The 20,329-nt window shown below is 62.4% G+C and carries 18 protein-coding genes; 11 read left to right on the top strand and 7 right to left on the bottom strand.

Annotation, left to right across the window (positions count from 1 at the left end; genetic code table 11):
* Positions 1-3: 3 nt before the first annotated feature.
* The 3 genes from antC to antA are packed head-to-tail and all read right to left on the bottom strand — an operon-like array spanning position 4 to position 2,927.
* Positions 4-1,026 (bottom strand): anthranilate 1,2-dioxygenase electron transfer component AntC, encoded by a 1,023-nt coding sequence (gene antC / locus CKW29_RS10570; protein WP_095148410.1) that lies wholly within the window; start codon positions 1,024-1,026, stop codon positions 4-6.
* Between the two features lie 18 nt (positions 1,027-1,044).
* Complete coding sequence (gene antB, locus CKW29_RS10575; protein ID WP_095145114.1) at positions 1,045-1,536, bottom strand: anthranilate 1,2-dioxygenase small subunit; 492 nt, start codon at positions 1,534-1,536, stop codon at positions 1,045-1,047.
* Between the two features lie 2 nt (positions 1,537-1,538).
* Positions 1,539-2,927, bottom strand: coding sequence for an anthranilate 1,2-dioxygenase large subunit (gene antA, locus CKW29_RS10580; RefSeq protein ID WP_095145113.1), 1,389 nt, complete (start codon positions 2,925-2,927; stop codon positions 1,539-1,541).
* 521 nt (positions 2,928-3,448) lie between these two features.
* On the opposite strand from antA, the gene CKW29_RS10585 reads away from it, so the two are divergent.
* Positions 3,449-4,462: an AraC family transcriptional regulator gene (locus CKW29_RS10585; RefSeq protein WP_095145112.1), complete on the top strand. Its 1,014-nt coding sequence runs from the start codon at positions 3,449-3,451 to the stop codon at positions 4,460-4,462.
* A 13-nt stretch (positions 4,463-4,475) separates the two neighbouring features.
* On the opposite strand, the gene CKW29_RS10590 is transcribed toward CKW29_RS10585, so the two are convergent.
* Positions 4,476-4,949, bottom strand: a complete 474-nt coding sequence (locus tag CKW29_RS10590) for an Lrp/AsnC family transcriptional regulator (protein WP_095081759.1) — start codon at positions 4,947-4,949, stop codon at positions 4,476-4,478.
* A 186-nt stretch (positions 4,950-5,135) separates the two neighbouring features.
* Here CKW29_RS10590 and kynU point away from each other — a divergent pair, with 186 nt between their 5' ends.
* A complete protein-coding gene (gene kynU / locus CKW29_RS10595) occupies positions 5,136-6,386 on the top strand; it encodes a kynureninase (RefSeq protein WP_095145111.1) in 1,251 nt (416 codons plus the stop codon).
* A gap of 196 nt (positions 6,387-6,582) precedes the next feature.
* Positions 6,583-7,995: an amino acid permease gene (locus tag CKW29_RS10600; protein ID WP_095145110.1), complete on the top strand. Its 1,413-nt coding sequence runs from the start codon at positions 6,583-6,585 to the stop codon at positions 7,993-7,995.
* Positions 7,996-7,999: 4 nt separating this feature from the next.
* Here the strand turns inward: CKW29_RS10600 and CKW29_RS10605 are convergent, their stop codons facing one another.
* Positions 8,000-8,893 (bottom strand): LysR substrate-binding domain-containing protein, encoded by an 894-nt coding sequence (locus tag CKW29_RS10605; protein WP_095148411.1) that lies wholly within the window; start codon positions 8,891-8,893, stop codon positions 8,000-8,002.
* A gap of 189 nt (positions 8,894-9,082) precedes the next feature.
* On the opposite strand from CKW29_RS10605, the gene CKW29_RS10610 reads away from it, so the two are divergent.
* Positions 9,083-9,847: a sulfite exporter TauE/SafE family protein gene (locus CKW29_RS10610; protein ID WP_095148412.1), complete on the top strand. Its 765-nt coding sequence runs from the start codon at positions 9,083-9,085 to the stop codon at positions 9,845-9,847.
* On the opposite strand, the gene CKW29_RS10615 is transcribed toward CKW29_RS10610, so the two are convergent.
* Positions 9,837-10,151, bottom strand: coding sequence for a putative quinol monooxygenase (locus CKW29_RS10615; protein WP_095148413.1), 315 nt, complete (start codon positions 10,149-10,151; stop codon positions 9,837-9,839). The two genes, CKW29_RS10610 and CKW29_RS10615, sit on opposite strands and share 11 nt — an antisense overlap.
* A gap of 204 nt (positions 10,152-10,355) precedes the next feature.
* Between CKW29_RS10615 and CKW29_RS10620 the strand changes: the two genes are divergently transcribed.
* The 4 genes from CKW29_RS10620 (at position 10,356) to CKW29_RS10635 (ending at position 14,258) form a co-directional block, all read left to right on the top strand.
* The gene (locus CKW29_RS10620) at positions 10,356-10,946 is read left to right on the top strand and encodes an NAD(P)H-dependent oxidoreductase (RefSeq protein ID WP_095148414.1); all 591 of its coding nucleotides are present in this window, start codon (positions 10,356-10,358) and stop codon (positions 10,944-10,946) included.
* Positions 10,947-11,004: 58 nt separating this feature from the next.
* Positions 11,005-11,916 carry a LysR family transcriptional regulator gene (locus tag CKW29_RS10625; RefSeq protein WP_095148415.1) on the top strand — a complete coding sequence of 304 codons (912 nt, stop codon included), beginning with the start codon at positions 11,005-11,007 and terminating at the stop codon, positions 11,914-11,916.
* A 196-nt stretch (positions 11,917-12,112) separates the two neighbouring features.
* Positions 12,113-13,780, top strand: a complete 1,668-nt coding sequence (ggt, locus tag CKW29_RS10630; RefSeq protein ID WP_095148416.1) for a gamma-glutamyltransferase — start codon at positions 12,113-12,115, stop codon at positions 13,778-13,780.
* Between the two features lie 109 nt (positions 13,781-13,889).
* Positions 13,890-14,258, top strand: a complete 369-nt coding sequence (locus tag CKW29_RS10635; RefSeq protein WP_095145105.1) for a glyoxalase superfamily protein — start codon at positions 13,890-13,892, stop codon at positions 14,256-14,258.
* A 3-nt stretch (positions 14,259-14,261) separates the two neighbouring features.
* Here the strand turns inward: CKW29_RS10635 and CKW29_RS10640 are convergent, their stop codons facing one another.
* Entirely contained in the window at positions 14,262-15,290 is a 1,029-nt protein-coding gene (locus tag CKW29_RS10640) for an AraC family transcriptional regulator (protein WP_095145104.1), read from the bottom strand.
* A 213-nt stretch (positions 15,291-15,503) separates the two neighbouring features.
* Between CKW29_RS10640 and CKW29_RS10645 the strand changes: the two genes are divergently transcribed.
* Genes CKW29_RS10645 through CKW29_RS10655 form a run of 3 tightly spaced genes read left to right on the top strand, consistent with a single transcriptional unit; the run spans position 15,504 to position 20,287 of the window.
* Positions 15,504-17,099: an FAD-binding oxidoreductase gene (locus CKW29_RS10645; protein ID WP_095148417.1), complete on the top strand. Its 1,596-nt coding sequence runs from the start codon at positions 15,504-15,506 to the stop codon at positions 17,097-17,099.
* A 5-nt stretch (positions 17,100-17,104) separates the two neighbouring features.
* Positions 17,105-18,700, top strand: a complete 1,596-nt coding sequence (locus CKW29_RS10650) for a glycerol-3-phosphate dehydrogenase/oxidase (protein ID WP_095145102.1) — start codon at positions 17,105-17,107, stop codon at positions 18,698-18,700.
* A gap of 21 nt (positions 18,701-18,721) precedes the next feature.
* Positions 18,722-20,287, top strand: a complete 1,566-nt coding sequence (locus CKW29_RS10655; RefSeq protein ID WP_095145101.1) for an FGGY-family carbohydrate kinase — start codon at positions 18,722-18,724, stop codon at positions 20,285-20,287.
* Positions 20,288-20,329 lie beyond the last annotated feature (42 nt).

Raw genomic sequence — 20,329 nt, forward strand, 5'->3', positions numbered from 1 at the left:
GCGTCAGGCGTTGCTTTCGGTGAACTTTTCATAATAAAGCTGCACGTTTTCCAGGGATTGGCTCGCCAGCCAGGTCCTGATCGACTCGACCATGGGCGGTGGCCCGCAGACATACAGGTCGGCCGGGGCATCGCGCAGTTCGCTGGCATTGAAGTGCTCGGCGATGTAACCGCGCTTGCCCGTCCAGCAGGGCGTGGGTTCGCTGAGCACCTCGGTGTAGCGAAACCCCGGAAGGCGCTGGGCATAGGCCCGGATGCGTTCGCCCTCGCACAGGTCGGCCGCCTCGCGCACGCCGTAGTACAGGTGCACGGGGTGTTCGCAGCCGCGTTCGGCGATTTCATCCAGCATGCCCAGCAGGGCCGATAACCCCGTACCACCCGCCACCAGCACCAGCGGCCGGGTGATGTGGCGCAGGTAAAAAGCGCCCAGCGGCGCCTCCAGGGCGATCTGATCGCCGACCTGGCAGCGTTCGCGAATGTAGTTGCTCATCACGCCGTCCGGCAGCAGGCGAATCAGGAACTGCAACTGATTGCTGCTGGTCGGGCGGTTGGCGAATGAATAGGAGCGCAGGTTCGCGGTGCCCGGAATCAGCAGGCGGGCGTACTGCCCCGGTAGAAAGTCCAGCGGCTGGGCGCTGGCACCCAAGTCCAGGTGCAGGATCGCGGTGCTGGCCGATACCTGGGTAACCTGCGTCACAGTCCCGTTGAGTCGAGCGGGCTCGGCGGCATTGCACAGGCTGGAGGCGAAGTCGAAATAGAACGCCGCATCGGAGGTTACCCGGGTCTGGCAGGTGAGCATCTTGCGTTGTTGCAGGTCCAGGCTGGAAAGGGCGTCCTCGTCCACATAGTCCTGGCTGTAGTCGCCGGACTCACAGCGTCCCTGGCAGGTGCCACACACCCCTTCGCGGCAATCGAGCGGAATCCTGATGCCATTGCGCAGCGCCGCATCGAGCAATATCTCGTTGGCGTGCACGGGAAAAAACAGTGTTTTGCCATCGGCGAAACTGAACGCAACCTTGTGGTTCATGCCTCGGTCTCCAGGGTGTCAGAGGTGGTAGAAATCGAGCACCGAGTTGATGGTGTCGTTGAGCAGCAGCACATGCTTGCGGGCAATGACCCAGCTGTCGTGGTGCGGCTTGAGGCGATAGGTCGCGGTGCCGTAGAACTGCTCGGAGGTCGCCAGGCGATAGAACAGGGTGTGCCAGTTCAGTCGCACCTCCAGTTCACCCTGTGGCAGTTCGCTGATGCGCACGTTGTTGATCTGGTGCAGGGTGCGCGGCAAGGGTGTGGCAGAGGCTGCCTTGCCGGTGCGCAGGCGGAACACCCGGTCTTCCAGGCCCGAGCGGTTGGCGTAGTAGATCAGTGACATCTCGCGCTTGGGATCCTGGGTGTAGACATGCTCCGAATCCCACTGCGGCAGGTGAAACTCGCTGTTCTCGTCGAAGAGTGCGAGGTAGGCGTCCCACTCCTTGGCGTCGCACAGCTCGGACTTGCGGTAGAAAAACTGCTCGATCTGGTACTGCAATTGCGCATTCATGTTCACACCTCACGTAGCTTCAGGGATTTCGCGTCCAGGCCATCGAGCAGGAAGCGCTGCCAGTTGCTGTGCTGGTTGACGTAAAGCCCTTCATGGGTGAACTCGGTGCCGGTCATGGCCGGGGCGATACCGATCGCTTCGCTGTTGGGCGTGGCGCCCGTGGCCCAGCGGTGGCTGCCGCGTGAAATATCGCTCCAGCGTTCCAGGCGAGCCTGGAAACCGCGCTGGGCTTCACGGAACTCCACCAGATCGTCCGGTGTGCCGAGGCCGGAGACGTTGAAGAAGTCCTCGAACTGGCGAATGCGGTTTTCGCGGTCGGCGTCCGACTCGTTCTTCACCCCCAGGCACTGGCTGATGATTTCGGTCTTGTTCCACGCCACCGGGCGGATGATGCGCAGCTGCGAGCTGATCTGGTCGAGGAAGAACAGGCTCGGGTAGATGTTCAGGTTGCGCAGCCGATGCATCATCCATTCGGCTTTTTCCTGGCCGTGCTCGTCGATCAGGCGCGGCATGATCGTGCTGTAGCCGGAGCGCACCGTCGGGTTGGGCATGTCACTGAACAGCACGCTGTGGCCGTTGTCGAAGGCGAACCAGCCGTCGTCGGTATTGGCGTCGCCGGCCCCCAGCTTGCTGTAGTCCAGGGTGCTGCCCGTGGCGGTACCGTTGTCGCTGTTGACCTGCTGGCGATGCTGCACCGTGGCCACGTAGTTATAGTGGACCGTGCTGACGTGGTAGCCATCCAGGCCATTCTCGTTCTGCAGTTTCCAGTTGCCGTCGTAGGTGTAGGCCGACTTGCCGGGCAGCACTTCCAGTTCACCGGTGGGCGACTGGGCGACCATCATGTCGAAGAACACTTTGGCGTCACCGAGGAAGTCTTCCAGGCTGTTATCGCCGTGTACGTCCAGGCTGATGAACACGAACCCCTTGTAGCTCTGGATGCGGGCTTTCTTCAGGCCTCGGGTGGCCTTGTCGAACCCTTCGGGGTACTCGCCAGGCGCCTTGACCTTGACCAGGCGGCCGTCGCTCTTGTAGCACCAGGCATGGAACGGGCAGGTGAACGTCGACTGGTTACCCTTGCCGACCCGGGTCAACGTGGTGCCGCGATGCTGGCAGGCGTTGATCAGTGCGTTGAGCTGGCCGTCGCCGTCGCGCGTGATGATCATCGGCTGGCGCCCGGCACGCATCGTGATGAAGTCGTGGTTATTGGCCAGCTCGCTTTCGTGGCAGGCGTAGATCCAGTTCTTCTCGAAGATCAGCTCCATTTCCAGGTCGAACAGCTGCGGCTCGGTGAAGATGTCCCGGGCGATGCGGAACACGCCCTCTGCCGGACGGAAGTCCAGGCAGCCTTCAATGAAGGTTTTCCATTGCTCGAAGTTTTTTTCGCCACTCATGGGTGTGCCCCTTTTTTATTCAGGCCAATCGATGAGCACATTAGAGAGAGAGGGGAGGGGGAGGGTCTATCCGCTTAGTCGGCGAAGGTAGTCCACATAGTTCGTTGAGCGAGGCACGGCTTGAACACGGATATTTGTAGGAGCGAGCACGCTCGCGATGAACTCAAGGGCGACGCGTTTATTCAGACCGCACGCGTATCGTTGACGTCCATCGCGAGCGTGCTCCTACAGTGATCGGCGTTAGGGGTAACACTCGCATCGGATTGGGCAGCGAATACCCACGCGCCTGCACCATTCGATGAACGGCTGCCCCGGTGCGGCGCATTGAGGTACTGTTTTGCCCAGCCTGGAGCGTTGTTCAGGGGCATGCACCGTGATCCGGGGCGTGCCTTATCCACATAGTTGGCGATTGCTATCCATCGGGTCAGCAGGCGCGTTGAGTGGTCTGGAACTTGCTCGCTTCACGCCAGAGGTGCGCCGTCAGAGCGCGCTGAAAAAAATATTGCCGTGGGTGCGCCGTGATGAGTAGCAAAGCTGATCCGCAGTTTCGCGATATTCGTATCGATCACTATGACCTTGAAGGGGCCAGGACCTGGATGTCGGGGATCTGCGGCCCGCATCGCCTTGAAACCACGACGCCGGAGCGGATCCGCTTTCATCACAGCGCCAATGTGTTCAAGTCCATGGCCACCACCCTGGGCACGATCGAGTACGGCACCGATGTGACCGTCGATATCGAAGATGCCGAACACTTCAGCAGCTACAGCCTCAGCCTGCCGCTGGTGGGCGAGCAGGAGCTGCGCAAGGACGGCACGCTGCTCAAGTCCAACCGCGATCAAGGGGTGATCATTTCTCCGAATGAAAGCCAGATGCTGGCGATCTCCGGTGACTGTCGCAAGCTTCAGGTGGTGATCACTCGCGCCGCCATGAGCGAGTCGCTGGAAGGGATCCTGCAGCACCCGCTGGATGCGCCGCTGCGCTTCGAACCGGTGATGGACGCGGTTGATGGCGCGTCGGCGGCGTGGTGGCGCATGGCGCGGTATTTCATCGCGGAACTGGAGCACAGCAATGTGCTGTTCGATCAGGTGACCTTCACACGGGACCTCGAAAGCTCGTTGATCAAGGGCCTGATCCTCGCCCAGCCGAACAATTACTCCGAGGAGCTGCGCCAGGTGTTGGCGGTGAAGGTGCCGCACTATCTGGTCCGGGCCAAGCAGTACATCCACGACAACGCCCGCGAAGCGGTGCACCTGGAAGATATCGAAGCGGCGGCGGGGGTTTCCCGGTTCAAGTTGTTCGAAGCGTTCAGGAAGTACTTCGCCCTGTCACCGATGGCCTATCTGAAGAAACATCGGTTGAACGCGGTGCGTCAGGATCTGCTTGAGCATGGCCAGGCGCGCAATATCTCGGAGATCGCCATGGCCTGGGGCTTTACCCACATGGGCCGCTTTTCCGCCGAGTACCGCAAGCTGTTCGACGAATCCCCCAGCGCCACCGTGCAGCGTCACGAAGCCCGGCGTATGCGCGGGCTTTGAGTGAGTCGGTGTCTTACTTGCGGGCAACCAGATCGAGCAGGTTGACCCGTTCCTTGATTTTTTGCAGGACGATTTCCGAACGGATATCGGTCACCCCCGCCGTGCGGTTGAGCTTGTTGACGATGAAATCCGAGAAGTGCTTGAGGTTGCGTGCCTGGATCCGCAGCACGTAGTTGCTGGCACCGGTAATCACGTAGGCGGTGGTCACTTCCGGCCAGTCCTGGACCTTCTTGATGAAGGTCTCGTGCCAGTCGTCGATGTCCTGGCGCAGGGACACATGGACGATGGCTTCCAGCTCCACGCCCAAGCGTTCGGCGCTCAGTTCGGCGCGATAACCGGTGATGATCCCCTCGCTTTCCAGCAGGCGTAAACGACGCAGGCAGGCCGAGGGCGATAGCGCGACTTTCTCCGCCAGTTCCTGGTTGCTGATACGGCCATCCTGCTGCAGGTAATGCAGGATCCGCAGGTCTGTGGAGTCGAGTGTCATGGGTTGAATAAATCCGCGGTTTTTTGAGTTGGATTCGAATTATCTTCGAGATAACTACTATATGACCTGCCACTTTGCACGAAAATTCTGCAAAGGTTCGTTCATTATTTGCTCATCGTGCAGGCATGGAAAACCCCGGAATACGGTAGCCACCGGCCGCATGTCACTTAAAGAACAGGACCGACAATGACCACAAGAAACGATTGCCTGGCGCTCGATGCGCAGGACTCCCTGGCCCCTTTGCGTGATCAGTTTGCCCTGCCCGAGGGCGTGATCTACCTCGACGGCAACTCCTTGGGCGCCCGCCCGGTTGCGGCCCTTGAGCGCGCCCGGGCGGTGATTGCCCAGGAGTGGGGCGATGGTTTGATCCGCAGTTGGAACAGCGCCGGCTGGCGCGATCTGCCGCAGCGCCTGGGCGATCGCCTGGCCGGGCTGATCGGTGCCGGTGAAGGCGAAGTGGTGATCACCGATACCACCTCGATCAACCTGTTCAAGGTGCTCGGCGCGGCCTTGCGCGTGCAAGCCTCGCGAGCGCCTGAGCGGCGGGTGATTGTCAGTGAGTCGAGCAACTTCCCCACCGATCTGTACATTGCCGAAGGGCTGATGGACTTGCTGCAACAGGGCTACAGCCTGCGTCTGGTGGACAGCCCGCAAGCGCTGGCGCAGGCGATTGACCAAGACGTCGCCGTGGTGATGCTGACCCACGTCAACTACAAGACCGGCTATATGCACGACATGCAGGCCACGACCACGCTGATCCACGAATGTGGCGCGCTGGCGGTCTGGGACCTGGCTCACTCGGCTGGCGCGGTGCCGGTGGACCTGCGCCAGGCCGGTGCGGACTACGCCATCGGTTGCACCTACAAATACCTCAACGGCGGCCCGGGTTCGCAAGCGTTCGTCTGGGTCTCGCCGCAGCTGTGCGATCTGGTCACGCAGCCGTTGTCGGGCTGGTTCGGCCACGCCCGCCAGTTCGACATGGCGTCGGGTTACGAGCCGAGCCGCGGCATTGCCCGTTACCTGTGCGGCACACAGCCGATCACTTCGCTGGCCATGGTCGAGTGCGGCCTGGACATTTTCGCCCAGACCGACATGGCCAGCCTGCGCCGTAAATCCCTGGCCCTGACCGACCTGTTCATCGCGTTGGTCGAGGAGCGTTGTGCCGCCCACGACTTGAAGCTGATCACCCCACGTGAGCACGCCCGACGCGGCAGCCATGTCAGCTTCGAACACCCGCAAGGTTACGCGGTGATTCAGGCCCTGATCGCCCAAGGCGTGATCGGTGACTACCGTGAGCCGCGGATCATGCGCTTCGGTTTCACCCCGCTGTACACCAGCTTCACCGAAGTGTTCGATGCGGTGCAGATCCTGGGTGACATTCTCGACCAGAAGACCTGGGCGCAAGCGCAGTTCCAGGTTCGTCACAGCGTGACCTGAGTTCCTGGCACCGGACAACCAGTAGGAGCAGCCGGTCGACGTTCGAGTGCTCGCGATGGACTTTAACGATAACGCGCGCTTTCTGAATGAACGCGGCGCTCTCGGGTCCATCGCGAGCACGCTCGCTCCTACAGGGGGGGATCCGTTTTTACCCACGATGTGCTCTTAAAAAAACAAGTATTCAGAGGACAGACACATGAGCGAAGCCAGCGGCTTTGACACGATTTCCAACCGCGAGCATGGCCTCAGGCGTCAGCTCACTTCCGGACAGATGAGCATGATCGCCATTGGCGGGGCGATCGGCACCGGGCTGTTCATGGGCAGTGCCTATGCCATCGGCTATGCCGGACCGAGCGTGCTGCTCAGCTACGCCATTGGCGCGATCATCACGTTGCTGTTGATGGGCTGCCTGGCGGAAATGACCGTGGCCCATTCCACTTCCGGTTCCTTCGGCGCCTATGCCGAGTTCTACGTCAGCCCCCTGGCCGGGTTCCTGGTGCGCTATGCCTATTGGGCGGCGATTGTGCTGGCGGTCGGCACGGAAGTGACAGCGGTGGCGATGTACATGAAGTACTGGTTCGCCAACGTGCCTGAATGGATCTGGATCGTCTCGTTCTCCAGTGTATTGATCGTGCTCAACGCCATCAGCGTGAAGACCTTCGGTACCTTCGAGTACTGGTTCTCGACCATCAAGATCGCGGCGATTGTCGGCTTCATCATCCTGGCGGTGTACGTGGTGTTCGGTTCCGGCAACCCGGATTACGGCGTGCAGCATTACACCGCTCACGGCGGCTTTTTCCCCCATGGCCTGCAAGGGATGTGGGTGGCAGTAATCGTGTCGATCTTCAGCTACCTGAGCGTGGAAATGATCGCGGTGGCGGCCGGTGAAGCCGAGGACCCGGAGCGGGCGGTCAAGAAAGCCTTCCGCGCGACCATGGTACGGCTGGTGGTGTTTTACCTGCTGACCCTGGCCCTGATGCTGGCGATCGTGCCCTGGGTACAGGCCGGTCAGACCCAGAGCCCGTTCGTCACGGTGATGCAAACCATCGGCATTCCCGGTGCCACCGGAGTGATGAATTTCGTGATCCTGATCGCCGCCTTGTCAGCGATGAACAGCCAGCTCTACATCACCACACGCATGATGTTCAGCCTGTCCCGTGGCGGTTACGCGCCCAAGGCGATGGGCGCGTTGAGCAAGAGCGGCATCCCGTTCAATGCCTTGTTGCTGTCCAGTTCTGGCATTGCCCTGGCGACCTTGCTGAACGTGATGTACCCGGAAAGCTCCTTCACCTTGATGATGGCGATCTCCATGTTCGGCGCCATCTTCACCTGGTTCATGATCTTCCTGACGCACTACTGTTTCCGCCGATATCACCAGCGTCACGGCGAGCGAAAGCTGTCGTTCCGCATGCGCCTGTTTCCCTACTCGACGCTGCTGGGACTGGTGCTGATGGGGGCGGTGATGATCACCACCTACTTCACCGACGCGTTCAAGATGACCCTGGTGTTTGGCGTGCCGTTTCTGCTGATTCTGTCGTTGGTCTACGGGGTGTTTTTCCGCAAGAGCCGGGCCAGTGCAACGCAGGATCCCGTGCCTGACGAGGCTTGATCGGCTAGACACCCTGCTGCGGCTGCAAGGCCTGCAGCAGGGCCTGGGCATACCGGGGCAGGGCGTCGAATGAGCGAGCGCACAGCAGCAGCTTTCGCTGCGCCCAGGGCTCCTGCAGGGCGAAGTATTTGAACGCGTGCCCGTCGGCATAACGTTGCACGGCCGCCAGCGGCACGATCGCCAGCCCCGCGCCATGGGCGACCATGCGCATGACGCCGTCAAAGCCATCGGCCCGGATGCGGATCTGCATGCGCAGCCCGGCATGCAGCGCTTGCTCCTCCAGATAAATCGCCAGCGCGCTGTGGGCATTCAGCCCGACGTAATCGTGAGCCAGGGTCTTGCTGAAACCCGGTGAATGAGTGTCGGCCAGCGGGTGATCGTTGGGGCAGATCAGCACCAGCGGGTCATCGCGAAACGGCCGGGTTTCCAGGTCAGCGGTGTCCACCGCATCGGACACGATACCCAGCTCGGCGGCACCCTGACGCAAGGCGTGGGTGATGCGCTGGCTTGGCCGTTCTTGCAAGTCGATGTCGAGGTTGGGGTGTTCGCGCAGAAAACCGGCGAGCAGTTCGGGCAGGTATTCGGTGATCGCCGTGGTGTTGCATAGCAAGCGCACCTGACCTTTCACTCCCTTGGCGTATTCGGCAAGGTCTTGCTGCAAGCGTTCGGCCTGAAGCAGGATCACTCGCGCATGTTGCGCCAGCGCCTTGCCGGCCGGGGTCGGGCTGATGCCGCGTCGACCGCGGTCGAACAGGGTGATGCCCAGCGATGCTTCCATCGCCCGGATGCGTGCACTGGCCGCTGCCAGTGACAGGTGGCTGCGGACGGCACCGGCGGTGATATTGCCGGCATCGAGGGTGTTCAGGTACAGCTGCAGGTCAATCAGGTCGAAGTGCATGGGGGGCTGGTTCATTGTGGGAGCTGGCTTGCCAGCGAAGGCGGTTTATCAGGCATATCGCGTACTGCATTCGCCAGCAGACCAGAGCCGGCCGATCGCCCCGACAGATTACCTGACTCTGTCATAACAAGAGTCAGCCTCAGTATATGGCAGATTTTCAGGGGCAGCCGAAAGCCCCACCATACGGCCATGAATACACTTCTGGCATTCTACCAACACCTCGGCCTAGCCTTGTCATTGCTGGTCGTTACCACCTTTCTCATGGCTGGAATGATCAAGGGCGTGATCGGCCTGGGCTTGCCGACCATCGCCATGGGACTGCTCGGTCTGGCTATGGCACCGACACAGGCTGCGGCGTTGTTGATCATCCCCGCGACCCTGACCAACGTCTGGCAACTGGCGTCTGGTGGGCACCTGCAGACGTTGCTTACACGTTTGTGGCCGATGCTGCTGGCGATTTTTATCGGCACTGGCGCCGGTACCCTGTGGCTGGGTGTCGACGGCGGACAATGGGTCGTGCGCGCGTTGGGTGGTGCGTTACTACTCTATGCGTCGAGCGGATTGTTGCTGCCTGCCTTCAAGGTCGGTAGCACCAGTGAGCGCTGGCTCGGCCCGCTGTGCGGCGTGCTGACCGGGATCATCACCTCGGCTACCGGGGTCTTCGTGATTCCGGCGGTGCCCTACCTGCAAGCGTTGGGGCTGAGCAAGGATCAACTGGTGCAGGCGCTGGGCCTGTCATTCACCGTGTCGACCCTGGCCCTGGCGGCCGGCCTGTCGTGGCGCGGCGCGCTGGGCAGCGGCGAACTGAGTGCCTCGCTGCTGGCCCTGATTCCCGCTGTGCTCGGCATGTTGCTGGGGCAATGGCTGCGCCAGCGCATCAGCACCAGGCTGTTCAAGCGGATATTTTTCATTGGCCTGGGCGTGCTCGGTGGCCACCTGTTGGTCAACGGCTAGCGGATGAGGGGCTGAGCATCTCGATGGGACGGATGTCGAAGTCACGCTCCAGGTAGTCCATGCGTGTGTCGAAAAACGCCTTCATGTGCGGCAGGTTCGAGTGCACCTCCAGATGGGCCCGGGATTGCCAGATCTCATAGAAGATAAACAGTGTCGGGTCCTGCTGGTCGCGCAGCATGTGGTACTCGATGCAACCCGGTTCGGCGCGGCTGGGCTCGACGTAGGCACGGAACAGCGCTTCAAAGGCCTCGGCGTGTTCCGGGCGGGTTTTGGCGTGCAGGATGAAACCGTGGTGTGGGCTCATGGAGCACTCTTCTGGAAGGGAGGGAGGAAATTCTACGGCAACAATCGACTGGCTATTCGTGCGTATAGGTCAAATGTATTTTGCCGAAGCAGGGCTTATTCACGGGGGTGTCGATCGATACCCTGCCGTCATCGAATTGAACCTTCCCCGATTGCGCGAGTGATCCACCACGCGGCGCATCGGACCCAGATGATGAGGCTCCCCATGAAAAAAGTGCTATTGCTCAACGGCGGCAAGAAATTCGCCCACTCCGACGGCCGCTACAACGCCACCCTGCACGAAGCCGCCCTGAGCGTGCTGGACCGTGGCGGTGTCGATATCAAAGTGACCCACATCGACGAGGGTTACGACATTAGCGATGAAGTCAGCAAGTTCCTCTGGGCCGATGTGATCATTTACCAGATGCCAGGCTGGTGGATGGGCGCACCCTGGACAGTGAAAAAGTACATCGACGAAGTCTTCACCGAAGGCCACGGCAGCCTCTATGCCAGTGACGGTCGCACCCGTTCCGACGCCTTGCAGAAGTACGGCAGTGGTGGCCTGATCCACGGCAAGCAGTACATGCTGTCGCTGACCTGGAATGCCCCGCAGCAAGCCTTCGACGATCCGACCGACTTCTTTGAAGCCAAGGGTGTGGACGCGGTGTATTTTCCGTTTCACAAGGCCAATGAGTTCCTTGGCATGACCGGCTTGCCGACTTTCCTGTGTGTCGACGTGATGAAGCGTCCGAACATTGAAGCCGACATCGCGCGCTACGAGCAGCACCTCAAGCAGGTGTTCAACTTGCCGGCGTGACCTGCGTTCTGCCCCGCATCCAGCTACTATCAGACCTGTTTTGATTGAAGGGGCACACGTGAAAGCCAGATCCGATGAGTTGCAGATTTTCGTCTGCGTGATCGAGTGCGGTTCGATTTCCGCGGCGGCCGAGCAGGTCGGGCAAACGCCCTCGGCGGTCAGCCGCACGCTGTCGCGACTGGAGGCCAAGCTCGACACCACGCTGATCAACCGCACCACGCGGCGCATGGACCTGACCGAGGAGGGCAAGTACTTCTTCGAGCAGGCCAAGCGGATCCTCGAGCAGATGGACGAGCTGGAAGAGCGCCTGTCGTCGCGGCACCAGACGCCGTCGGGGCGGCTGCGGATCAACGCCGCGTCGCCCTTCATGCTGCATGTCATCGTGCCCTACATCGATGAGTTCTGCCGCCTGTACCCGGACATCCAACTGGAACTCAACAGCAACGACCTGATCATCGATCTGCTGGAGCAGAGCACCGACATCGCGATCCGCATCGGTGCCCTGGCGGATTCGACCCTGCATGCGCGCTCGCTGGGATGCAGTCCGCTGCACATCCTGGCCAGCCCGGCCTACTTGGAAAAGTACGGTACACCGAGCAGCGTTGCTGAGCTGACCGGGCACCGGTTGCTGGGCTTCACCCAGACCGAAACCCTCAACCACTGGCCGCTGCGCCACGCGCACGGTGACCGCTGGCAGATTCAACCGGGCATCAGCGCCTCCAGTGGCGAAACCTTGCGTCATCTGGCGCTGGAGGGGCAGGGCATTGCGTGCCTGTCGCACTTCATGACGATCGAAGACATCAAGGCCGGACGCCTCAAGCCGGTGCTGGCCCAAGCCAACAGCGGCTATCGCCAGCCAATCAATGCGGTGTACTACCGCAACTCGCAACTGGCCCTGCGGATTCAGTGCTTTCTCGACTTCATCCAGGGCAAGCTGGCCGGTTATGCGAGTGAAGTGTTCGAGGGCTGACGCATGATCTTCGCGCAAGCGTGAATGGGGTAGAACGGAGCTTTTTCAGCAAGGATCGGTTCGCAGTTGGATTGTCGGGCCGGGCCCTGTAGCAGGCTTCGGTGGTGGTGTGAATTCAGCACAAGGTGGACTTGCCCAAACCTTGTTACAAAGCCTAAGGTTCCTCCTGCCTCTATAACAAGAAAGGATGGATTCCATGCGTATTGTGTTGTTCAAGACCCTGGCCCTGGCGGCGGCGATTGCCGCCAGTTCGTCGTCGTTTGCTGCAATGCTGGAAGGCGGTGCCGTGGCTGCACCGAACCAGTACGGCGCCGATGTCGCGGCGCAAGTGCTGAAGAAAGGCGGCAACGCCGTCGACGCCGCGGTGGCCACCGCGTTCACCCTGGCGGTGACCTACCCGGAAGCGGGGAACATTGGTGGCGGTGGTTTCATGACCCTGTTCATCGACGGCAAGCCGTACTTCCTCGACTACCGCGAAACGGCGCCCAAAGCCGCGACCCGCGACATGTACCTGAACGAGAAGGGCGAGGTCATCGAGAACCTCAGCCTGGTCGGCGCGCGCGCTGCCGGCGTACCGGGCACGGTGATGGGCCTGTGGGAAGCCCACAAGAAGTTCGGCAAGCTGCCCTGGAGCGAGCTGATTACCCCGGCCATCGGCTACGCCAAGACCGGCTTCAAAGTCGCGGACAAACAGTACCAGTACCGCGAAGATGCGCTGAAACTGTTCAACGGCACGACCAACTTCGCCGATTACTTTGGCAGCATGAAGCCCGGCGAAACCTTCCGCCAACCCGAGTTGGCCGAGACCCTGGAGCGGATCGCCGACAAGGGCGCCAGCGAGTTTTACCAAGGCAAGACCGCCGACCTGCTGGTCGCGCAGATGAAGGCCGACAAGGGCCTGATCAGCAAGCAGGACCTGAACGACTACAAGGTCAACTGGCGTGAGCCGCTGACGGTCAACTGGCGCGGCAATACCCTGTACACCGCACCGCCACCGAGCTCCGGCGGTATCGCCCTGGCGCAACTGATCGCCATCAAGGAAGACCGCGCCGCCGACTTCAAGGGCGTCGAACTGAACTCGGCGAAATACATTCACCTGCTCGCGGAAATCGAAAAACGCGTGTTCGCCGACCGTGCCGACTACCTTGGCGACCCGGCGTTTTCCGACGTGCCGGTCAAGCAACTCACCGATCCGGCGTACCTGAAAAAACGCGCCGCCGAGGTCAACCCGAACGCCATTTCGCCGACCGAGAAAGTCCGTCCGGGCCTGGAGCCGCACCAGACCACGCACTTCTCCATCGTTGATGCCGATGGCAATGCGGTGAGCAACACCTACACCCTGAACTGGGACTACGGCAGCGGTGTCGTGGTCAAAGGCGCGGGTTTCCTGCTCAACGATGAAATGGACGACTTCAGCTCCAAGCCCGGCGTGGCCAACGCCTTTGGTGTGGTCGGTGGCGACGCCAACGCCATCGCTCCGGGCAAGCGCATGCTGTCGTCGATGAGCCCCAGCCTGGTGACCCGTGATGGCAAGGTCACGCTGGTACTCGGCACGCCGGGTGGTTCGCGGATCTTCACCTCGATCTTCCAGGTGCTGAACAACCTGTATGACTACAACCTGCCGCTGGAAAAAGCCGTGGCCGCGCAACGCGTCCATCACCAGTTGCTGCCCAAGGACACGATCTACTTCGACGCCTACGCGCCCCTGACCGGCAAGGTCGCCGATGAGCTGAAAACCATGGGCTACACCCTGGAAGACCAGGGCTGGGAAATGGGCGATATCCAGGCGATCCGCGTCAATGGCAGCGCCCTGGAAACCGCCTCCGACCCTCGCGGGCGGGGTGTGGGTCAAGTCGTGAAGTAACGCCTGTCCGCCATGATCGTTCTCACGCGGGAGCGTGGGAACGATTTGGCGATCGTATCAAGGCTCGCTCCTTGTATAGGATGAGCCCCTTCACCCAGGGAGCAGCATCATGCGTTTTGGAAAAACCACCCCCATCCTGCGGATCTTCGACGAGGCCAAGGCGTTGGAGTTTTACGTCGATTTTCTAGGCTTCAGCCTCGACTGGCAGCACCGCTTCGAGGCGAATTTCCCGCTGTATCTGCAGGTGTCGCGGGGCGATTGTGTGCTGCACTTGTCCGAACATCATGGCGACGCCACACCGGGGTCGGCATTGCGCATCGAGACCGATGAACTGCCAGCGTTCCACCAGCAGTTGCTGGCCAAGGATTATCGCTATGCCCATCCCGAGATCCAGACCATGCCCTGGGGCAGTCAGGACATGACGATCAACGATCCGTTCGGCAACCGGCTGGTGTTCACCAACGCGATCTGCGTTTGAGCCTCAGGCTTCGTCCGGCGCGCGGTGCATCTGGCGGAACTCGCCAGGTGGCATCCCGCGTCGGCTTTTGAAGGTGCGGTGAAACGAACGCGGTTCGGTGAAGCCCAGGTACTGGGCGATGTCCTGGATCGGCAAGGCGCTGTTGAGCAGGTAGTGCTCGGCCAGTTCCTGGCGCAGGTCATCGAGGATTTGCTGGTAAGTGGTACCGGCCTGGTGCAACTGGCGTTGCAGGGTGCGCACCGACACGGCGAACTGTTCGGCCACCTGTTCCTTGCGCGGCAGCCCTTCCTTGAGCAACTGGCGCAGGATGTTCTTCACCCGTTGCTCCAGGGACGCGTCTTCCAGCGTGGCCATTAAACCCAGGGCGTGTTCCTCCAGGGTGCGCAGCAATTGCGCATCGGCCTGGCGCAGGGGTAACTGCAGGTAGGGCAGCGGGGTAATGAGCGCCGAGTACGGCCGGTTGAACAGCACCGGGCAGTCGAAGAATTGCTCGTATTGCGCCAGGTCCGTGTCCGCCGGCATGCCGTGCTCGAACCAGATCGCGGCGGGTGAGAGCTGGGTGTCAGCAATCCAGCGCGCATATTGCAGCCAGGACCCCAGGACATTTTCCACCAGGTGCCGACGGATTCGCGGGCGTTGATGGCGACAGGTCCAGATCAGGTGCACGTGGTCGCCCTGGAGTTCGGCGCGGCTGACCCCCATGTCGCCCACCAGCTTCTCGAAGGGCATGATCCGGCTCATGGCATCGCCCAGGGTCGCGCAGTTCATGGTGATGTAGCCCAGCACGCTCCAGGAGTTGGGCAGGACAAAACGCGCCGAATTGAGCCCGAACAACGGGTCGCCCGAGTGTTCGCAGAAGTAGTCGAGCAAGCGTTCATGGGCTTCGCCCGGCAAGCGCAGGCTGTTGTCGCTCAATTGTCGGGCCTGCAACCCGGCCGCCGCCAACGCAGGCTCGATGGCCACGCCCAGCTGTTCGGCGTGACGCACGTATTTGAGCAGCGGGGGAACCGAGGTGTAGCCAAGGGATTGCATGATCGGGTTCCTTTGATCGAGGCACGCGCTGGCGCGGGCGAATACCCTGAAAGGTAATTTGAAACCACCGCTAAAGTAAATGGTTGGAGCCGGCTGCGCGGGTTGACTCAATTGGCTACTCGAACTGGCCCGATGCGACCGTGACAGGTCCGGGCGGCTGGCTAGTATAGGCGCCTGAAATGTCACCTATAAGAACCGGAAAAGGACACACGCATGCGACGCTGGAACGGCTGGGGGGATGCAACCACGGTGGTCGAGTTGCCGGCCCAGGGGGCGGGGTTTCTCGCGGCACGGGTCGGCACCGGCCAGGCGCTGCCCGATGCCACGCTTGAGGCGGCCTTGGCCAGGGTGCCGGCTTCGCGGCTCAACGAACACCCGCACTACAGTGTCGGTGCCCACGACCGCTTGCTGCATGCCCGTGGCCAGAGCCTGTCGGATTGGCTGGCCCTGCGTGAAGGCGCGCCAGGCATTTATCCCGATGCGGTGGCGTTCCCGCAGAGTGCCGAACAGATCCGCCAGTTGCTGGCGCTGGCCCAGGAACAGGACCTGTGCCTGATCCCTTATGGCGGCGGCACGTCAGTGGCCGGGCACATCAACCCGCCGCTGTCCACACGGCCGGTGGTGACCGTGTCCTTGGCGCGCATGAGTCGCTTGCTCGATCTCGATGAGCAGAGCCTGCTGGCCACCTTCGGCCCCGGTGCCACCGGGCCGCAGGTGGAGAGTCAGTTGCGCGCAAGGGGCTACACCCTGGGGCATTTTCCGCAGTCATGGGAGCTGTCGACCCTGGGCGGCTGGGTGGCCAGTCGTTCCAGTGGCCAGCAGTCCTTGCGCTACGGGCGTATCGAGCAGTTGTTCGCGGGCGGAACCCTGGAAACCTTCGCCGGGCCACTGGAAATCGCGACGTTCCCGGCCTCGGCGGCCGGCCCGGACTTGCGCGAAGTGGTGTTGGGCTGCGAGGGCCGTTTCGGGATCATTTCCCAGGTCAAGGTGCGGGTCAGCCCGCTGCCGGCCGATGAACGCTTCTACGGTGTGTTCCTGCCCGACTGGAACCGCGCCCTGCAAGCCATCCGCCAGTTGGCCCAGGCCCGCGTGCCGCTGTCGATGCTGCGCCTGTCCAACGCCGTGGAAACCGAAACCCAGCTGGCCCTGGCGGGCCATCCGCAGCAGATCGCCTGGCTGGAGAAGTACCTGGCCCTGCGCGGTGCCGGCGCGGGCAAATGCCTGCTGACCTTTGGCGTGACCGGTAACCGGCGGCAAAATGCCCTGTCCCTGAGCCAGGCCAGGCAACACCTGAAGGCCTTTGGCGGGGTGTTCACCGGTACCCTGCTGGGCAAGAAATGGGCGCAGAACCGCTTCCGCTTTCCCTATCTGCGCGAGAACCTGTGGAACGCCGGCTACGTGGTGGACACCCTGGAGACCGCGACCGACTGGAGCAATGTCGACAACCTGCTCAACCGCATCGAAAACAGCCTGCGCGATGGCCTGGCCGCCGAAGGTGAGCGGGTCCATGTGTTCACCCACCTGTCCCATGTCTACGGTGAAGGCTCGAGCATCTACACCACCTACGTGTTCCGTCCGGCGGCCGACTACCCGGCCACGCTGGCGCGCTGGCAGGCGCTCAAGCAGGCGGCCAGCCAGACCATCGTCGACAACCACGGCACCATCAGTCACCAGCATGGCGTGGGCAAGGATCACGCGCCGTACCTACTGCGGGAAAAAGGCGCGCTGGCCATGGATACCCTTCAGGCCCTGGGCCGGCATTTCGATCCTGCCGGGCGCCTGAACCCTGGCACCCTGCTGCAGGAGTGACGGCCATGAGCCTGGACTGGAATGCGGCGTGGCGACGGCAGGTGTTGCCGACGCTGGCGGACGAAACCTGGGACCTGATCGTCATCGGCGGCGGTATCAGCGGCGCCGGGATCCTGCGTGAAGCGGCGCGTCGCGGCTGGCGTTGCCTGCTGCTGGAGCAGCGCGACTTTGCCTGGGGCACGTCCAGTCGTTCTTCGAAAATGGTCCATGGCGGCTTGCGCTATATCGCCAAGGGCCAGTGGCGCCTGACCCGCGACTCGGTCCACGAGCGCCAGCGCCTGCTCGAAGAAGCCCCGGGGCTGGTGGAGCCCATGAGTTTTCTGATGCCCCATTACCGTGGCGGCTTTCCCGGCCCCCGGGTGATGGGTGGGCTGTTGACGGTCTATGACGCTTTGGCCGGGCGGCGTGGCCATCACTTTTATGACGCACAACAAATGCGTTATCTGGCACCGGGCGTCGCGCAAGACGATCTGCTGGGCGGGACCTGTTTTGTCGATGCACTGACCGATGACGCCCGCCTGGTGATGCGCGTGCTGACCGAGGCCCGGGCCGATGGCGCGTTGGCGCTCAACGGCGTGCGGGTACAGCAGTTGTTGCGCGAAGATGGGCGGGTTTGCGGGGTGCAGGTCGAGGATTGTGAAGGAGGGGCGTCGCTGCAGTTGCGTTGTCGCACGCTGGCGGTGGCCACCGGCGCCTGGGCCGAGCGTTTAAGACCGGCGAGCGCTGGCCGGCAGCTGCGGCCGTTGCGTGGCAGTCATCTGCTGTTGCCGGGCTGGCGTCTGCCGGTGGCACAGGCGTTCACTTTCTTGCACCCGCGCGATCGCCGGCCGGTGTTTGTGTTCCCCTGGGAAGGTGCCACCGTGGTCGGCACCACCGACCTGGATCATCGCGAGGACCTGGATCAGAGCGCGAGCATCAGCGGCGAGGAACTCGAGTATCTGCTGGAGGCGTGCACCCGGCAGTTCCCGGGGGCCGAGGTGGTTGCCGCCGATGTGCTCTCGACCTGGTCGGGCGTGCGCCCGGTGGTGGGCAGCGCCAGTGGCGAGCAGCAGGGCAAGCCCTCGGATGAAGCCCGTGAGCATGTGCTGTGGCAGGAGCCCGGCTGCGTGACCCTGGCAGGCGGCAAACTGACTACCTTTCGTCCCCAGGCCATTGAGGTGTTGAAGGCCTGCGCGGCCATGCTCGGACGTCCTGTCAGCGATGACGGCGCGCCGGTGTTTGCCGCCGTGCCGGGACTGCCGATCCCAGGCCTGAGTGGCCGTCAGTGGCGACGCCTGGCCGGACGTCATGGCCGCGATCTGCCACGGTTGGCGCAGCTGTTGGAACAGTTGGGCGGCGACACCGTGGGCGGCAGTGACACCTTGTGGGCGGAACTGGCCTTTGCCTGCGAGGCGGAGATGGTCCTGCACCTGGATGACTTGCTGCTGCGCCGCACCCGAGTCGGGTTGTTGCTGGCCAGGGGCGCGGCGGACGAGCTGCCGGCGATTCGTCGTCTGTGCCAGCCCCGGCTGGGCTGGGATGACGAGCGCTGGCAAGAGGAAGAACTGCGTTACCGGGCGTTGTGGCAACGCCATCATGGTTTGCCGGATGCCACGCACTGAATGCCCATTGAAGAGAGCTCCATGGATAACCAGAACAAGCGCTACCTGTTGGCAATCGACAATGGCACCCAAAGCGTACGCGCCTTGCTGTTCGACCTGCAGGGCAATCTGCTGGGCAAAGGCAAGGTCGAGTTGCAGGCCTATTACTCGACCCAGCCCGGCTGGGCCGAGCAGGACCCGGACTATTACTGGGCCAAACTGGGGGAGGCCTGCCAGCAACTGTGGCAGCAGACTGGTATCGATCGCCAGCAGATTGGCGGTGTGTCCCTGACCACCCAGCGCGGCACCCTGATCAACGTCGATGCCCAGGGCAAGGCCCTGCGTCCGGCGATTCTGTGGCTCGACCAGCGCCAGACCGAGGTCGAAGGCGGGATCAAGGGGCCCTGGGGCTGGCTGTTCAAACTGGTCGGCGCGCAAGCCACCGTGGACTATTTTCGCGCCCAGGCCGAGGCCAATTGGGTCGCTCGCCACCAACCCGATGTGTGGGCGGCCACCGACAAATTCCTGTTGCTCTCGGGGTTTCTCACCCACCGTCTGTGCGGGCGTTTTGTCGACTCGGTGGGCTGCTGCGTGGGCTACCTGCCGTTCGACTTCAAGCGGCTGCGCTGGGCCGCGCCCTCCGACTGGAAATGGCAGGCGCTGGCGGTGCGCCCCGAGCAACTGCCTAGCCTGCACAAACCCGGTGAAACCCTGGGCCACATCAGCGCCGAGGCCAGTCGGCATACCGGCATTCCCGAGGGCCTGCCACTGATCGCCGCCGGTGCCGACAAGGCCTGCGAAGTGCTGGGCGCCGGTGTGCTCGACGAGAAAACGGTGTGCCTGTCGTATGGCACCACCGCGACGATCACCACCACCCGTTCGCGCTACCGGGAAATCATCCCGCTGATCCCGCCTTACCCGGCGGCGATGCCGGATCACTACCACTGCGAGGTGATGATTTATCGCGGCTACTGGATGGTCAGCTGGTTCAAGAACGAGTTTGGCCTGCGGGAAATGCAGCAGGCCAAGGAACAGGGCGTGGAGCCGGAGCAACTGTTCGACGCGCTGGTCAATGCAGTGCCACCGGGTTCCATGGGCCTGATGCTGCAGCCGTATTGGTCGCCGGGTATCCGCGAGCCGGGTGTGGAAGCCAAGGGGGCGATGATCGGCTTTGGCGACGTGCATACCCGGGCGCACATCTACCGGGCGATCCTCGAAGGGCTGGCCTATGCCTTGCGCCAGGGCAAGGAGCGCATCGAGAAGCGTACGAACGTCACCATCGAGCGCTTGCGGGTGGCTGGCGGGGGCTCCCAGAGCGATGCGGCGATGCAGCTGACCGCGGACATATTCGGCCTGCCGGCGGAGCGCCCCCACGTCTACGAAGCCTCCGGCCTGGGGGCGGCGATTGCCTGTGCGGTGGGGCTTGGGTTGTATCCAGACTTCCCTTCGGCCATTGCCGGCATGACCCGAGTCGGCGAGGTGTTCATGCCCAGGCCCGAGGCGCAGCAGATCTATCAGCGGCTGTACAACGAGGTGTACCTGCGCATGTACCGCCAGCTCAAGCCCTTGTACCAAAGCATTCGGCAGATCACCGGCTACCCGGCCTGAAGACGGTTTCACGGGCGTTAGCGAGTCGGGTGGCTCGCTCTG

This window comes from Pseudomonas sp. Irchel s3a18, assembly GCF_900187535.1.
Taxonomy (GTDB): Bacteria; Pseudomonadota; Gammaproteobacteria; order Pseudomonadales; family Pseudomonadaceae; genus Aquipseudomonas.

Excerpts from the sequence above, each read along its gene's own strand:
- CKW29_RS10590 (WP_095081759.1), bottom strand. The coding sequence starts at position 4,949 with ATGACACTCGACTCCACAGACCTGCGGATCCTGCATTACCTGCAGCAG.
- antC (WP_095148410.1), bottom strand. The coding sequence starts at position 1,026 with ATGAACCACAAGGTTGCGTTCAGTTTCGCCGATGGCAAAACACTGTTT.
- kynU (WP_095145111.1), top strand. The coding sequence starts at position 5,136 with ATGACCACAAGAAACGATTGCCTGGCGCTCGATGCGCAGGACTCCCTG.
- CKW29_RS10620 (WP_095148414.1), top strand. The coding sequence starts at position 10,356 with ATGAAAAAAGTGCTATTGCTCAACGGCGGCAAGAAATTCGCCCACTCC.
- CKW29_RS10605 (WP_095148411.1), bottom strand. The coding sequence starts at position 8,893 with ATGCACTTCGACCTGATTGACCTGCAGCTGTACCTGAACACCCTCGAT.
- CKW29_RS10615 (WP_095148413.1), bottom strand. The coding sequence starts at position 10,151 with ATGAGCCCACACCACGGTTTCATCCTGCACGCCAAAACCCGCCCGGAA.
- CKW29_RS10650 (WP_095145102.1), top strand. The coding sequence starts at position 17,105 with ATGAGCCTGGACTGGAATGCGGCGTGGCGACGGCAGGTGTTGCCGACG.
- ggt (WP_095148416.1), top strand. The coding sequence starts at position 12,113 with ATGCGTATTGTGTTGTTCAAGACCCTGGCCCTGGCGGCGGCGATTGCC.
- CKW29_RS10600 (WP_095145110.1), top strand. The coding sequence starts at position 6,583 with ATGAGCGAAGCCAGCGGCTTTGACACGATTTCCAACCGCGAGCATGGC.
- antA (WP_095145113.1), bottom strand. The coding sequence starts at position 2,927 with ATGAGTGGCGAAAAAAACTTCGAGCAATGGAAAACCTTCATTGAAGGC.
- CKW29_RS10585 (WP_095145112.1), top strand. The coding sequence starts at position 3,449 with ATGAGTAGCAAAGCTGATCCGCAGTTTCGCGATATTCGTATCGATCAC.
- CKW29_RS10635 (WP_095145105.1), top strand. The coding sequence starts at position 13,890 with ATGCGTTTTGGAAAAACCACCCCCATCCTGCGGATCTTCGACGAGGCC.
- CKW29_RS10610 (WP_095148412.1), top strand. The coding sequence starts at position 9,083 with ATGAATACACTTCTGGCATTCTACCAACACCTCGGCCTAGCCTTGTCA.
- CKW29_RS10640 (WP_095145104.1), bottom strand. The coding sequence starts at position 15,290 with ATGCAATCCCTTGGCTACACCTCGGTTCCCCCGCTGCTCAAATACGTG.
- CKW29_RS10645 (WP_095148417.1), top strand. The coding sequence starts at position 15,504 with ATGCGACGCTGGAACGGCTGGGGGGATGCAACCACGGTGGTCGAGTTG.
- CKW29_RS10655 (WP_095145101.1), top strand. The coding sequence starts at position 18,722 with ATGGATAACCAGAACAAGCGCTACCTGTTGGCAATCGACAATGGCACC.
- antB (WP_095145114.1), bottom strand. The coding sequence starts at position 1,536 with ATGAATGCGCAATTGCAGTACCAGATCGAGCAGTTTTTCTACCGCAAG.